Origin of the sequence: Sporosarcina sp. OR05, from assembly GCF_041414805.1 — a bacterium.
Classification (GTDB): Bacteria; Bacillota; Bacilli; order Bacillales_A; family Planococcaceae; genus Sporosarcina; species Sporosarcina saromensis.
The window spans coordinates 15721-30136 of the sequence record NZ_JANKJL010000003.1; the positions used below are offsets into that span (position 1 = coordinate 15721).

The 14416-nt window shown below is 42.8% G+C and carries 16 protein-coding genes and 1 riboswitch; of the genes, 8 read left to right on the forward strand and 8 right to left on the reverse strand.

The window, feature by feature from the left end:
* The first annotated feature begins 6 nt into the window (after positions 1 to 6).
* Entirely contained in the window at positions 7 to 1257 is a 1251-nt protein-coding gene (locus NRI27_RS07085) for an MFS transporter (RefSeq protein ID WP_371390086.1), read from the forward strand.
* A gap of 50 nt (positions 1258 to 1307) precedes the next feature.
* Here NRI27_RS07085 and NRI27_RS07090 read toward each other — a convergent pair whose 3' ends face one another.
* Together NRI27_RS07090 and NRI27_RS07095 are read right to left on the reverse strand one after the other, a co-directional pair.
* Positions 1308 to 1460, reverse strand: coding sequence for a hypothetical protein (locus NRI27_RS07090; RefSeq protein ID WP_317946320.1), 153 nt, complete (start codon positions 1458 to 1460; stop codon positions 1308 to 1310).
* 50 nt (positions 1461 to 1510) lie between these two features.
* Positions 1511 to 1714, reverse strand: a complete 204-nt coding sequence (locus NRI27_RS07095) for a YheE family protein (protein ID WP_317946318.1) — start codon at positions 1712 to 1714, stop codon at positions 1511 to 1513.
* Positions 1715 to 1765: 51 nt separating this feature from the next.
* Between NRI27_RS07095 and NRI27_RS07100 the strand changes: the two genes are divergently transcribed.
* A complete protein-coding gene (locus NRI27_RS07100) occupies positions 1766 to 2176 on the forward strand; it encodes a ferritin-like domain-containing protein (RefSeq protein WP_317946316.1) in 411 nt (136 codons plus the stop codon).
* An 18-nt stretch (positions 2177 to 2194) separates the two neighbouring features.
* On the opposite strand, the gene NRI27_RS07105 is transcribed toward NRI27_RS07100, so the two are convergent.
* Genes NRI27_RS07105 through NRI27_RS07115 form a run of 3 tightly spaced genes read right to left on the reverse strand, consistent with a single transcriptional unit; the run spans position 2195 to position 5087 of the window.
* Entirely contained in the window at positions 2195 to 2995 is an 801-nt protein-coding gene (locus NRI27_RS07105; protein WP_371390088.1) for a helical backbone metal receptor, read from the reverse strand.
* A gap of 7 nt (positions 2996 to 3002) precedes the next feature.
* Positions 3003 to 4034 carry a hypothetical protein gene (locus NRI27_RS07110; protein ID WP_371390089.1) on the reverse strand — a complete coding sequence of 344 codons (1032 nt, stop codon included), beginning with the start codon at positions 4032 to 4034 and terminating at the stop codon, positions 3003 to 3005.
* Between the two features lie 24 nt (positions 4035 to 4058).
* Entirely contained in the window at positions 4059 to 5087 is a 1029-nt protein-coding gene (locus tag NRI27_RS07115) for a S66 family peptidase (RefSeq protein WP_371390091.1), read from the reverse strand.
* Positions 5088 to 5181: 94 nt separating this feature from the next.
* Here NRI27_RS07115 and NRI27_RS07120 point away from each other — a divergent pair, with 94 nt between their 5' ends.
* Together NRI27_RS07120 and NRI27_RS07125 are read left to right on the forward strand one after the other, a co-directional pair.
* Positions 5182 to 5673 (forward strand): DUF6843 domain-containing protein, encoded by a 492-nt coding sequence (locus NRI27_RS07120; RefSeq protein ID WP_371390092.1) that lies wholly within the window; start codon positions 5182 to 5184, stop codon positions 5671 to 5673.
* A 116-nt stretch (positions 5674 to 5789) separates the two neighbouring features.
* Positions 5790 to 6449, forward strand: a complete 660-nt coding sequence (locus NRI27_RS07125; protein ID WP_371390093.1) for a glyoxalase — start codon at positions 5790 to 5792, stop codon at positions 6447 to 6449.
* A gap of 488 nt (positions 6450 to 6937) precedes the next feature.
* Here the strand turns inward: NRI27_RS07125 and NRI27_RS07130 are convergent, their stop codons facing one another.
* Positions 6938 to 7480: a phosphoribosyltransferase family protein gene (locus tag NRI27_RS07130; protein ID WP_371390094.1), complete on the reverse strand. Its 543-nt coding sequence runs from the start codon at positions 7478 to 7480 to the stop codon at positions 6938 to 6940.
* A gap of 15 nt (positions 7481 to 7495) precedes the next feature.
* Positions 7496 to 8569, reverse strand: a complete 1074-nt coding sequence (locus tag NRI27_RS07135) for a SulP family inorganic anion transporter (protein ID WP_371390095.1) — start codon at positions 8567 to 8569, stop codon at positions 7496 to 7498.
* 101 nt (positions 8570 to 8670) lie between these two features.
* Positions 8671 to 8771: riboswitch (purine riboswitch) on the reverse strand.
* Between the two features lie 139 nt (positions 8772 to 8910).
* Between NRI27_RS07135 and NRI27_RS07140 the strand changes: the two genes are divergently transcribed.
* On the forward strand, positions 8911 to 10062 hold the full coding sequence (locus tag NRI27_RS07140; protein ID WP_371390096.1) for a DUF445 domain-containing protein: 1152 nt from the start codon (positions 8911 to 8913) through the stop codon (positions 10060 to 10062).
* A 17-nt stretch (positions 10063 to 10079) separates the two neighbouring features.
* Positions 10080 to 10427, forward strand: a complete 348-nt coding sequence (locus NRI27_RS07145) for a YlbF family regulator (RefSeq protein WP_317946300.1) — start codon at positions 10080 to 10082, stop codon at positions 10425 to 10427.
* A gap of 98 nt (positions 10428 to 10525) precedes the next feature.
* Here the strand turns inward: NRI27_RS07145 and NRI27_RS07150 are convergent, their stop codons facing one another.
* Complete coding sequence (locus NRI27_RS07150) at positions 10526 to 11821, reverse strand: protoglobin domain-containing protein (RefSeq protein ID WP_371390097.1); 1296 nt, start codon at positions 11819 to 11821, stop codon at positions 10526 to 10528.
* 60 nt (positions 11822 to 11881) lie between these two features.
* Between NRI27_RS07150 and NRI27_RS07155 the strand changes: the two genes are divergently transcribed.
* Both NRI27_RS07155 and NRI27_RS07160 read left to right on the forward strand, forming a co-directional pair.
* Entirely contained in the window at positions 11882 to 13405 is a 1524-nt protein-coding gene (locus tag NRI27_RS07155) for a coproporphyrinogen III oxidase (RefSeq protein WP_371390098.1), read from the forward strand.
* A gap of 136 nt (positions 13406 to 13541) precedes the next feature.
* Positions 13542 to 14321 (forward strand): enoyl-CoA hydratase, encoded by a 780-nt coding sequence (locus NRI27_RS07160; RefSeq protein WP_317946297.1) that lies wholly within the window; start codon positions 13542 to 13544, stop codon positions 14319 to 14321.
* The last annotated feature ends 95 nt before the right edge of the window (positions 14322 to 14416 follow it).

A 14416-nucleotide genomic window follows, 5' to 3' on the forward strand; every position in this document is an offset into this window, starting at 1 on the left:
AATTGAATGAAATGGTTCATTGAGTGGAAAAGACAAGTAACCGCCTTCAATCGGAATGTAAAGTTGTTCATGCTAGGAAACGTGCTTGTTCAAATTGGCATGGGTGTTTTCATGGTCATGTACAATTTGTACATTCGGGAGTTAGGGATGCCGGAAACAGTGAATGGAAAAGTCATTTCCATGACCGCATTGGCGTTGGCAATCATTCTTGTGCCAGCAGGTTTTGTCAGTGATCGACTGGGGCGTAAGTGGCTCATTTTTGGTGGAACATTGTTAACTGCGGGGACATTGTTCTATCGAAGTATCGCGGTGATGGAAACGCCGATTGTCGTTGCTGCGTTACTGACGGGTTTATTCATGGCATTCGTTCAAGTGTCAGGCATTCCGTTCTTAGCTGAAAACTCCACACCCGGTGAACGCGTGCATCTGTTTAGTATCAATTTTGCGATTGTAACCGTTGCAAACGTCGTTGGCAGTTTGTCTGGCGGGATGATTGCAGATTTGTTGGAAACTGCTTTAGCCCTATCTACCGTCGAAGCAATTCGGTCGTCGTTGCTTATCGGCGCAAGTATCTTCACAATTGGATTATTTCCTTTTTTCCGCTTACAAGAGAAGCCGACTGAACCTGTGAAAACAAAACGGATTGAGGGTGTATCAACAGGTGAGGACAGTCTGAAACGGAACCTTCTTGTCATCTTCCATTTTTCCTTTGCCAGCTTGTTGATCGGCTTTGGTTCTGGCTTGGTCGTACCGTATTTGAATTTGTATTTTGCGAACCGTTTTGGGGCATCCAACAGTTATATCGGCTTCGTTTTATCACTTGGCTCAGCAATGACAGCAGTGGCGGTTATGATTGGCCCTGCGTTGTCGAGGCGGGTGGGGAAAGTGAAGGCACTCATCCTGTTTCAATTGCTGTCTATCCCTTTCCTTTTATTGACCGCTTATTCAACTTCGCTTTGGCTTGCTTCGTTAGGGTTTCTGTTGAGGCAGGCTTTGATGAATGCCGGAGGTCCCTTGCAAAGTGCAGTGGCAATGGAAGTTGTATCGGATAAATACAAAGGGCTGGCAAATTCAATGAACCAAACCGTTTTTAACATAGGCTGGGCGACGATGGGTCCAGTTGCAACAGGATTAGTCGTTGCACAAGGGAGTTATTGGGGGTATGCGTATGCATTCACAATTACAGCTGCTTTGTACGTTATTTCTTCGCTGTATTACTATTTCATCTTCGGTAGAAGGAAATTGCAAGATGCATGAAAACCGCGAAGTGTCTAGTACATAGGCTAGATACGACGCGGTTTCGTTGTTCATTGACCTCTATTATACTGCGTTTCTTTCCAAGCGTTCTGCTCGTTCGGGACGCGGCTTTTATCCTCAAACACATTCTCGGTTTTTTGGTTCTCAATCTTCATCTGGTCTTTCTCTTTTTTCAATTGTTCAGGTGTTTTTTCTTTATCCACACGAATCGCCTCCTTCATATCGGAGCTTAGTATATGCGGAAAAGCACCTTTCATTCATATACGTGGAAAGTCATGAGTTCGTGAATCATTTTTTTGACATTTTCTTCATCAGAAGGCACATCACTTGTCCACTTTATCGTACCGTCAGGCATATACTCCCCTGTGAAGCGTTCTTGTTGATAAAAAAATGAAAACGTCCATCCAGGTAAATTGCCCCCTGCAAACATTGGCGTAAAACGAAAATGCTGTAACATTGACCTGCTCCTTTCATATGACAGTCCTTGCGCGCATAAGGTGAATAAAACATGCGAAAGGGTGCTGACGTGTTTGTCGATCAATTAAAACAAGCGATTCAGAACGAATACAAAGACTATCACTTTTACAAGTCCATGTATGAACAGACAAAAGACCCGCTTTGGCGTGATTTCATCCAACATATGATTGAAGATGAAAAGAGCCATTATGAAATGTTCCAACAACTCTATTATATGTTGACGGGGACATTTGTTCAAAACCCGAAGAAGCCGATTCCATGCTACAATTTCAAAGAATGCGTAAAGCAAGCATTAGTGGATGAGCTTGAAGCGGTAGAAATGTACAAAGAAATGTTGTTGACGATTCCGATTCAACAAGCATACAATCCGCTCTTCATCGCCATGCATGATGAAATGGAGCATGCAATTCGGATGTCGACGATTTACAATTCATTAAGATGAAGCTAAACACGAGACCATCTACTTAGATGCTCCCGTGTTTTTTTTGGACATTTTTTCAGCAAGATAGTGTGCAGCTTCTAGCATTCTCGGGCCATACCAAAACATTTCACCGTCGACGAGTTCAATTTGGACGTCTGGAAGAAAAGCGTTGAATTCCGGGATATGTTTTTCCGTGTAAGGAAATGGTTCCGAAGCGAGCAGTAACACATCCAGATTCGCTTGTTGAAAGTCTTCGATTGTGACGGCGGGATATCTGCCTTCGTGTTGGACGAAGGGATTGGTGAACCCGAGTCTGTCCAGCAACGATTGAATGTACGTATCTTTTCCGACGACCATATACGGCTTGCGCCAAATGACATACGCTGCCCGTTTTCCAGCTCCCAGCGGCAACTTCTCAAAAGCATTGCGTGTAGATTGAATAAGTGATATTGCGGCGTTTTCTCGGTCCGTCAATTCACCCATTTCCTCGATCATCGCGTACGCTTCCTCAATCGTTTGCACTTCTGCGACATAGACAGGGAAGTATTGTTCAAGTTCTTCAACGATTTCTTTCGTATTTTCCTCTTTTTCTACAATAATTAAATCAGGTGCAACGTCTTGAATGGCGGCTAGCTTCACATTTTTTGTTCCGCCGACAACAGGGACTTCTTCAACTTTCCCTTTCGGATAAATACAATACTTCGTTCGACCGACAATTTCTTGTTCAAGGTTAAGCGCAAAAAGTGTATCTGTGATGCCGGGGCATAACGAAACGATTCGTTTAGGCGGATACGTATACGTGACAGTTCGTCCTACGTGGTCGACTACTGTTTTATTCAAAATAGATTTACTTCCCTTCTATGAAAAAACGCTGCACTTCCTTCGTCACCTGTTCAGGGACTTTTAGTGAAAGTGGCTCTGCATGTAAATAGTTAAACACATTGCAGTCACTCGATTCAAGCATACCAACTGTCATGCGAGGGAGCAGGCGTAGATGAACGGTTTCAGCTTCGCTCGCTTGAATCGGGATACAGAGTGCAAGGTTGAAACTTCCAATTCCGACAGCAGTGAAATACGTGAAGAAACGAAGGAGACCGTCGGCTAAATTCTCATAATCCTCATCCGTAAGATGCTGAAGAGAAGCAGCTTTCGTCATGCCGATGAAATCCATATGACTTTTCGGTGCATATGCATGAACCCAACGAATTGTGCCTGTTTCTCCTATCCAACGCTCACCGAGAGACTGTTCTTTTTCCGCAAGTGCCAAGTAGTAGTTTTCACCGTTTTTCGCATAATACTCTTTGCTTTTTTCCGTAATGACTGCTTGATAATTCGTCGGTTGTTCGGAAGCCAGGACATGGAGATGCGGGTGAACGATACTGCCGCCAGATGGGGGCATATAATTCCAGTTGACGGACACATATTTTGTTTGCGGATCAAACTCTACAATGTTTTCAATGTATTGATGAGCAGCTTTACATGCATTGGTTATCAAGTCGGTTGTGAATTGTTCAAGCGTTACATAATGCTGATCGGCCATCCGGACAACAGCATTATGTTTACTATATGGAAACAAATTCGGGAAAACGACCGCTTGATCGTGAATGAAACGCCCACCTTCAACGAGTTCATCCGGAAAACGGGGCGTGCTGGTCAACACATTCGGCGTGCAAAACGGACACTTCTCGCCTTCTGTCAATTTTGCGAGCTCTGCATAATCCTTTGGAACAAAGGGTGCACCCATATCATAAATAATGCGTGACGACTCGCCCGTTAACGGGTCAAACCGGATTTCCGTCTTCCGGTCAATCAGGTCGCCATTTTGTAAAGGGTCATGAAAGGTGAAAAATTCTTCGTGTGAATGGAATGAAATGGTCAATTTTCTAGTCCTCCTTTAGACAGTCTAACTAAAACGGATCTCAACTTGTCCTTTCCCATGCGCAACAGTTACAACACCATATGCACCATTCACAAATGTAATTTGCGGCGGTACATGTCCGACATCAGCATCATAAATAATTGGCAAACCTGTCAACTCTTGAATTCTTTCCATCGAATCAAAAACAGTAAAACCTTTAACTTCTTGACCAGCAGGGGAGCGTCCAAATACGATTCCTGCCGCATTGGCAAACCAGCCAGCGTAGTGTAATTGAAGAAGGGATCGATGAAGATCAGTACTAGTCAGTTCACAATTTTCTAGATACCAAATAATCGGCTCATCGTTTACGTAATTCTTTTGAAATGAAGCGACGTCTCCATACGGCGTACCTACTAAGTGACGAATTGTATCAATACATCCTCCTAATAACCGACCTTTCATTTCAATCGTATCCTCACCGATCACCTTCCACTTTGTATCGGTATTCAGTTTGTACACATAAGGATCGTTCGGAGCGTCATGTTGCCATTGGGACTGGTATTTCGTAGAGGACGTTTGGTAAATAGTCGCGTCAGGAGCAGCATGGAGTACGTCCAAAAACTTACTTGCGACGGGTTCCCATTCATCACTTCTCATTTCGACTAAATTGGGTCCATGTGCAGTAGCAATCCCAGTTTTAATCGTAAGAGCGAATAACAAAGTACTTGAATCCGAGTAACCTAGGAGCCATTTCGGTTCAACTTCATCCCAATCCAAAAGAGGGAGGATTTCCATCAGCAGTTCCCCACCCCAAGGAGGGATGATTGCTGCAATCGATGGATCTTTAAGCATTGCCATAAGTTCGGCCGCACGCACCTCTTTAGAAGCTGAAGCTGCTTTCTGTTGAGTCCAAACAGTATCACCAACTTCTACAGAGTATCCACGATTTTCGAACTGCTGTTTAGCATCATGAACTAACTGATGGAGGGCTTCATCTACGCCAGAAGATGGTGCAGTTACACCAATCGTATTTCCTTTTTGCAATGGTTTTGGATAGCGAATCAATACAAACACTCCTTTTTCGTATGTAGAATATGGTAAGATAATTGTATAGTAGTTTACCAATAATTCTTGAAACTGTCACGACTATTTGAAAAGGATGATCGAAATGAGGAGTGCTGTGAAACGATTTGTCCTGTGGATAGGCTGCATGTCCATCTTTCTGACGGGGTGCGCAAATAGCGAAACAAATGCAATCTACTTAATACCTGAAGCGTACACAGGCTATGCAATTGCAGTTTACAATGTGAAAAATGCGCCTCCCCTCACATACGAAAAAGGATTTGCGGTACATACAATGAATGAGGATGGATACTTTGCAACATCACAACCAGATATGCAATATGGGACAGTGACAGATCAATATTATTATGTGGATCAAGCAGGAAACCGTACCCCGATCGATCCAACGTGCATTCATACCTTTGGAACAGGCGGCCTACAATCAGATATGGTAAATCTTTTGTATACAGGCATTGAGGTGACGGATAGTTGCTCGGAGGCATTCGCCCAAAATAGTGAAAACTTTAATGATACCCAGTTGAGGACGATATTAAATAAAGTGACGAAGCAGTATTATGATGTTGAAGCTTATCCGTAAAGTACAAATCGTATTTACTAATGAACGATCTTTTGGTTGAGCAATGTTGTTAGTACGCATATGACTAACGTTTCGGATAAAGAGCAAATAGAAAACAGAGACAGGGGAAAATAGGGATGATTAAATCAGCGACATTATATACAAATCAGTTGAAAGCACTCAAGCGTTTTTATGGGAACTTGCTGGAGCTGGATATTACAGAATCGACTACTGAACAATTCACAGTCAGAGTCGGGACATCATATCTGACATTCAAACAAACAGAGCAACCTGCATTTTATCACTTTGCCATTAACATTCCAGGCAACCAATTTTCCATGATGAAATATTGGATGCAAGATCGCGTAACGTTTAACCGGGAAGAGGGAAGAGACGAAGTATATTTCCCAAGTTTCGATGCGGACTCCATGTATTTTGAAGATCCAGCAGGCAATATCGTAGAATTAATCGGCCGGAGAAAAAGGGATTTATTCGGCGATTTAACGAAGGAATCATTTTTAAGCTTAAGTGAAGTTGGCGTCGTGACACCGAACGTCGCGGAAGTAGGAGACGAGTTGCAAGATGTTGGGATTCCGCTTCGTAGCGGAACGGAAGTAGATCCAGATGAGTTGAACTTTCTAGGGCGTAACGACACATTTATCGTCCTCGTGCCAACAGGACGTCGGTGGTATTTTTCTAAAAAGACTTCCGAGACGTTCCCACTGGCGTTTACATGGAATGACACACACATACAAATCGGTGCAGACGGAAAGTTTACATGTAGTGAAGAAGGATGAATCGTTGAAGGTGACGTGGTGCACACGTCACTTTTTCTTTTGGGTTCGTCTGAATCGCGATGATCAGTAGACGATGTATTTGAAGTATGCCCGCATGACTGGGAAAAGTGGGGCGGTTTTCTAACGGTTGTGCATTGCAATACAAAGTTGGCTGCTTAACGCGACATAGAGGGTTCGCATCACAACGTATCGGGTTCGTATCACAACGTTCGCGTCGCATCACAACATAACCCGTTCGTATCACAACGTAAAGGCTTCGCATCGCAACGTACCGAGGTCGTATCACAATGCTTGCGTCGCATCACATCACAACGTAACCCGTTCGCATCACAACATAACCCGTTCGTATCACAACGTAAAGGCGTCGTATCACAACGCTCGCTTCACAAAACTCTCCATTTAACTCATGCACATAAACTTTCAAACAAAAAACCGGCTATATCGTAATAGCCGGCTACTTTTTGATAGATGAAATCTATCGTTAATCTTTATTCATGAGGAAACAAAGGTAATTTCTCCAAGAAGAGTATGTCGTCACGTTCTGCTGCATCGCCTTCGGCTAATATAGCTGCTTTTGCTATGACGTGTGCACCAGCTGCTTCAACCAATTCGCCTAATGCACGGAGCGATTCGCCTGTACTGATAACGTCATCGACTAATGCAACCCGTTTGCCTTTCATGAAATCAGCGTCTTTGCGGTCGAGGCATAGGACTTGTTCTTTTTGTGTCGTAATGGATACGACTTCATTCACAAGAGGATCTTCCATGTAAGGTTTGACCGTTTTACGGGCGACGACGTAGCGTGGCATGTCGAGCTGCTTTGAGAGCTCATATATGAGTGGAATTCCTTTCGCTTCTGCAGTTACAAGTACATCCACTTCAGGTAGTTTCGCTGCTAACAACGGTGCAGCTTTACGCACCACTTCTGTATCGCCTAAAATGACAAAACTTGCAATGCTCAATGCATCAGAAATTGGGAGTATTGGTAACTCCCTTTCAATCCCAGCTAGTTGTAATGTATATGTTTTCAACTGTTACCCCTCCAATTAAAATCCGAATACGGTCATAAGAAATTGAACGATGATTCCCGCTAACATGCCTAAGAATGGATCTGTAATCGCCGTGACGATCATTGTCACGCCACCAACTATTCCGTTGCCAGCTCCTTCACCAGTTAACGCAGAAATTGCGTTGCCAGGCAATGTGACAATCGCGCCTAAAACGAAAAGGAATCCAGCGATTGAAGCACTTGGCACAAACTTTCCAATCTTAGGAAGAAGTTTTGCAAATAAAATGATTGCCATCAAGACCATCATTAATACACCAGACCAAACGGCGTGTGGTGCACTTGCTGTTGCAGAAATGACGATTTCAACGGGTGCTCCACCAAAAAAGGAAGAAGCCATATCTGCCAAACTACTAATAATCGTTAACGTATCAACGTTTACATCAGTGTTTGCAATTTCCCCATTTATTTTACCGAAGGCAATATTTGCTCCGATATTTAAACAAACCATCGCTAGCGCACCTCTAATGACAGAAGGGTTTACGACAAGTTTTTGTCTGAACATGCCCTCTTTCATAAGATGGTTAGCGGGATTTGTCACATCTTTTTTCTTTATGAAAGTGTAAACGATACTTGAAAGAAGTACAGAAGCAGTAATTGTATAAACTAAATCTTTTGTTGCGAAATAGGTTACGAGTGCGCTCACCATCGATGTAATACCGATGATTCGATCATTCTTGGCCATATCCCAAGCCACTTTTGTCAGCATGATACCGACACCGGCCATCATCCCGGTTGTAATAATTGGACCAATCCAATCAATAAGGGATTCTAAACAACCGAAAAGGCCAATCACTAATAAAATCGCCGCTCCGAAGAAAATCATCGAGAGTCGTTCGCGCATATTTTTCCCCATTGTTCCTGCTAACGTAATCGTCTCCGCTTGATAGGAAATGACTGCCACATTACTTGTTGCAGCACTCCCGACCGCACCGACAACGAAGGCTAATGCTGTTGGAACGGATGCGAACCCAAACGTCATCGCGAGCAAACCTTGGGGAAGGGCGTTTAAAACCCCACTTAAAGCAGCCAAAATATCTTTCCAAATGTCCATGTTGTTCTCCTTCCATCACTCCATCTCTCTACGGAAAACAACTGGTTCGTTTGCACGGATAAATGAAAAAACACTTTTGTTCTACAAAAGCACTTTAGAAATCTGTCCGAACGACCATCCATAGTAGGGCAATTAAGGTTGCCCCGTAGAGACTCCCGAACCAAATTATCGGGATTATATGGGTGTGTCTAATGTCTTTGACTGTTCAAAAATAACACAAATCAAACTATTGCACAATAGCACATTATTTGTAAAAAGGGTGTCATTTTCGTTTGCGCTAGCGAATGCTTTTTCCATTGAACAACGTTCTGTTATAATGAAACGGAACGAACTAGAAAAAGGTGAAGCGATTGAATTTCATATGGACATTGTTATTCATGGCAATGATTGGTGCGTTAATTGGTGGTTTTACAAATCACCTTGCCATTAAGATGCTTTTTCGACCGCATGAAGCGAAGTATATTGGGAAGTGGCGGCTTCCGTTCACGCCGGGATTAATTCCAAAACGTCGGGATGAATTGGCTGTACAACTCGGGAAGACAGTTACGAATTATTTAGTGACGCCTGACATGTTCAGAAAAAAGTTGCTGACGCCAGAAATGGAAAAGAAGGCGGAGCAATTCCTTCAACGGAAGCTTGACGAGCATATTTTGCATTCTGACAAAACATTGAATGATTGGTTGCAAACAGCTGGTGCGACAACGTTTGCTGCAAAAACAGAAGAAAAAATCATTGACACCGTAGATGCGCAGTTGTTCAAAGTGAAGCACAAACTGACGACAGGTACGATTGAAGAAGTCGTTCCAGTGGCATGGCAAGAACAGTTGAAAAACAAAATTCCTACTGTCACATCCTATTTACTCGAACAATCGGCATCCTATGTCGATTCGTATGAAGGTAAAGTGATGTTTCAAAAGTTGATCAACGACTTTTTGGAGTCAAAAGGAACATTTGGTGGCATGCTCAATATGTTTTTCGGAGATTCCAATTCACTCGTTGAAAAAGTGCAAAAGGAAGCATTGAAATTCATTCAAGCACCTGGCACCGCAACCATGCTTACAACGTTGCTCGAAAAGGAATTTCTCAAACTGCAGCAACGGCCGATGGAAGAATTGTTAGCGGATTTCAATTGGGATGGATTGTTTACGTCGATTCGAGCATATGTTAAAAAGGAATTGGCGGTTGACGTACGATTGAATAAGACGCTGCACGATTACTGGCCGGATGGTTCGAAGTGGACGGCTGAAAATGTGACACCAAAGCTCGTTGAATTTGGATTCATGCAAGCGGAGAAACAATTGGATTTGTCACTGCAGAAATTGAAGCTCGATGAAATCGTTAAAGAACAAGTCGATTCATTTCCAGTCGCTGTGCTGGAAGACTTAGTATTAGGTATTTCAAGACGTGAATTTAAAATGATCACCGTACTTGGCGCACTATTAGGTGGAGTCATCGGGATTGTCCAAGGATTGATCGTCTTTTTTACACTATAATATAGGGGGAATTAATAATGACCGTAAACATTTATGATGACTTGAACAGATTGGAAGCGACGTTCCGTAAAACGAACGAATTTGCAGAAGTGACAACAGCGATTGAAGCTGTTAAAGCTGATGAGCAAGCGTTGGAATTGTTCAAGAGCTTCCGTCAAATCCAAATGACGTTGCAAGAAAAACAAATGCGTGGCGAAGAAATTGCACCGGAAGAATTGGAGTATGCTCAGAAAACGGCTCAATTAGCGCAACAAAACGAAAAAATCATGGAAATGCTTCAAGCGGAAATGAAACTAAGTGGCTTGCTAGAAGAAGTAAACCGCGTTCTCATGAAACCTGTCCAAGATTTGTATGAAACGATGTAATGAATAAAAAGAAAAACAGAAAAAATGCATGATGGCAAATTCGCCGTCATGCATTTTTCTGTTTGTACGATGTTTCTTATTATTTCAAAGTTCTTCAATTACATTTGTGATAACGCATGTGCAGATGCACTGATTTCCTCAGAGCTTTCTTGGAAAGACTTGATGGACGTGAAAATCTTCTCAACGTCCTTATGTAGTTGAGCGTTGCGCGTTTGCAACTTCGACATCGAGTCGACGATTGAAGCAAACGAATTACTGGAAAGTACAATTTGCTTATGTTCTTCATCAATTAACGTCTGTAACGCACCGACTTCTTTTACAATCGTTGTCGTTTTGGAATCCGTTTCTTCTAAAATCATTCCGATTTCCTCAACAGAAGCTTTCGTATTCGCAGCAAGTTTTCCTACCTCTCCAGCTACGACGGCAAATCCTTTGCCGTGTTCACCCGCACGCGCCGCTTCAATGGACGCATTCAATGACAACAGGTTCGTCTGGTTTGCAATATCGGTAACAATTTGCGCGATGGATGCGATTTTTACAGTCAATGTACGTAGTTCTTCAGCGCGTACACGGATGGAATCCATGTTGGACTGGATTTCAATACTTTGTCCTTCTGTCTTTTGCAATGCAGTGCGTTCCGTTTCGGAAGCGCTTGTGATTTCATCTGCTAACACCGTATTTTCATCCGCCAAATGATGGAGGTTATCAAGCACTTCTGTCATCTGCTGCACTTCAGTCGTTGTCTTGTCGATGACTTCATACAGGACAGAAGAACTTTGTTGGATCTCGTCCATTAAGGCCGTTTTCTTTTCATTTTCATCTACAAGTTTTTGTTCATGCGCTTGCTCATATACTTCTAACACGAGTTGTTGTTCAAAGTTTAAGATTTTGGAAATGCAGTGGATGGCGGTCACTTTGTCATTCCCCGCTAAGTCGGATTGTTCAATAATGGTAAAGAAGCTGTTCAGTAAGTCTTGAAATGCAGCTAAATACCATTTAGGCTCAAGACCAATTCTTGCATGGATAACCGCGATTTTATGACGTGTTTGTACATAATCATTGTCGATTTTCCCGTTAAACATTTCAGAGATGTGTTTTTCGAGTGTAATGCGCAGTCGCTCAACGCTACTATTGTTTGCAATGATGGTTTTGAGCGCTACTTCGTTTTCGAGATTTGCGTAAAATTTTGATACAATAGTGGACGCATTCTCTTTGACATACGGAATGAGAATACGTAAAACAGCTAAGTCGATTTCACGGATATTACTCATGCACAGTTGAGATTGTATATCTGCATCTAAGTCTTGGGAAATATGCACATGTTGTAATTCATGTTGTGCCTGTTCGAGTAGTGATGACGATACGGTTGTTTTTTTCTTTGTGAATAAAGCCAATGAAGTTCCCCCTAGAAAGTTGTAAAATGAAAACAATGATAAATGAAAGTTGGAGCGTACATGCAAAAGATTATCCTATCAAAACCATTTGAACAAGACTGGATTCGAATGTTCACACATCTTGCCAACCTTTTCTTTGAAGAGACAAAGATCAGTTTCGATACGGAAGAGGATGGCATCTATGTTGATGTTCATGTAGAGCAAGATTCGAACAACCGATTTTCAGGAAGTGCCCAGCTTAGACAGAACGACAAAGCGTATTGGGCATCGTTTGAAGAGCAAGTCGAAATGAACTTCACTGAAAAAGAAAGAGCTCGTCAGTTGAAGCGGGTGTATTCCCACGTATTTTTAGATGTGCTGGAACAACTTACGGGCACAACGCAGTCTTGGGGAATACTGACAGGAATACGTCCGATGAAGCTCTACCATAAGTATCGTCAACTTGGACATAATTGTGAAGAGGTTAAAAAGATTTTAATGGAAAACCATCGGATTGCTGAGGAAAAATGTACACTTTTAGAACAGATTGAGAAAGTACAGATACAGGCCATCCCTGATTTACACGCTATTAAAGATGAAGTGAGTATTTACATTGGTATCCCTTTCTGTCCAACGAAGTGTGCGTATTGTACGTTTCCTGCGTATGCCATTCATCGGAAAAACGGTCGTGTCGAGTCGTTTTTGGATGGCCTTCATGAAGAAATCCGTGAAATTGGCAAATGGTTGACGCAAAGGGATAAAAAGATTACGACGATCTATTTTGGGGGTGGGACGCCGACTTCTATTGAAGCAGATGAAATGGACGCTCTTTATCAAACGATGTATAACGCTTTTCCATATATGGACGAAGTGCGTGAAATAACGGTTGAAGCAGGACGTCCGGATACGATTACACCTGCGAAAATTGACGTATTAAAAAAGTGGGGCATTGATCGGATCAGTGTCAATCCACAGTCCTATACGGATGAAACGTTGAAAGCGATCGGTCGGCACCATTCTGTGCAAGAGACGATCGACAAGTTCTGGTTGTCTCGCAATATGGGCATGAACAACATTAATATGGACCTGATTATTGGCTTACCGAATGAAGGCGTAGAAGAGTTCCAGCATTCATTGACAGAAACTGAGAAAATGCAACCGGAATCTTTGACTGTGCATACATTATCTTTTAAACGTGCGTCCGAAATGACGAGGAACAAAGAGAAGTATAAAGTGGCGGACCGGGAAACAGTGGAACGGATGATGCAATTGGGAGAACAATGGACGAAGGAAAATGGCTATGTTCCATACTATTTGTATCGCCAGAAGAACATTCTCGGCAACTTGGAAAATGTCGGGTATGCAAAACCGGGCGAAGAGAGCCTTTATAATATCATCATAATGGAGGAAGTCCAAACGATCATTGGTATTGGGTGTGGTGCTTCGAGTAAGTTCATGGACCCAGTGACAGAGAAAATCACTCAATTCCAAAATCCAAAAGATCCTGCAGCGTACATTTTGACGTTTGAAGATTATATTGACAAGAAAATTGAACACCTTGAACGCATTTTCCCTGAGAAGGTCACAGTTGAGCTGGATCGCTGATGGGCAAAAAATCGTAACCGACAAGCAGTTCGCTGCTTAACCGGTTACGATTTTCTTTTTGACGGAAAGAAGGAGTTCCACAACATTCCTCGAATATGTACTAATGAATGGTTATTCATTATTGGAGGGATGGAGCATGTTTACGACAATTGAACTAACAAAAGAGGGGCGTTTAGCGCGTTTAGTACTTAATCGACCTGAAGCGATGAATGCGATGGACGATCGGATGATGAAGGAGTTAGCGGATGCTTTTGAAGCTTTGCACAATGATGAGGAAGTCCAGGTGCTCATTATTGAAGGGGCAGGAAGGGCTTTCTCAGCAGGCGGAGATATTAAAAAGATGGTAGACCCGGATTCGCCGATGGACATCGCGAGTGTAATGGTCGATGTATCACGTTTGGCGAAAGCGCTCTATTCGTTGCCGCAAATTACGATTGCATCGATTCATGGGGCTGCGGCAGGATTAGGTTGCAGTGTTGCACTTGGCTGTGATGTCATTGTTGCGGAAGAATCGAGCAAATTGGCAATGAATTTCATTGGCATCGGGTTAGTGCCTGACGGGGCAGGACACTTCTTCTTAAAAGAACGCGTCGGCATCAATACGGCAAAACAGCTCATTTGGTCCGGTGAAGTGATGGCGGCTGAAAAAGCGAAAGCGCTTGCGTTGGTTGATGAAATCGTTCCGGACGGACAAGCTTCGGGTGCATCGACTGCACTTGCGCAAAAGTTTCTCAACGCGCCAATCGCAGCCATGCTAGCGTCGAAAAACATATTACACGCACAAAAGATGGATGAATTAGAGAAAGTAGTAGCAATGGAAAGTGAGCAACAAGTACGTATGCGTCAAACGGAAGATCATTTGGAAGGCATTCAAGCGTTCATACAAAAACGCAAACCACAATTTAAAGGGAAATAAACCCAGAAGCTGCCGACTCGTCAAATCGGCAGCTTTTCGTATATAGTAATTTTGAATACATTGAGGTTTAACGTCTATACATAACGGTTATGTAA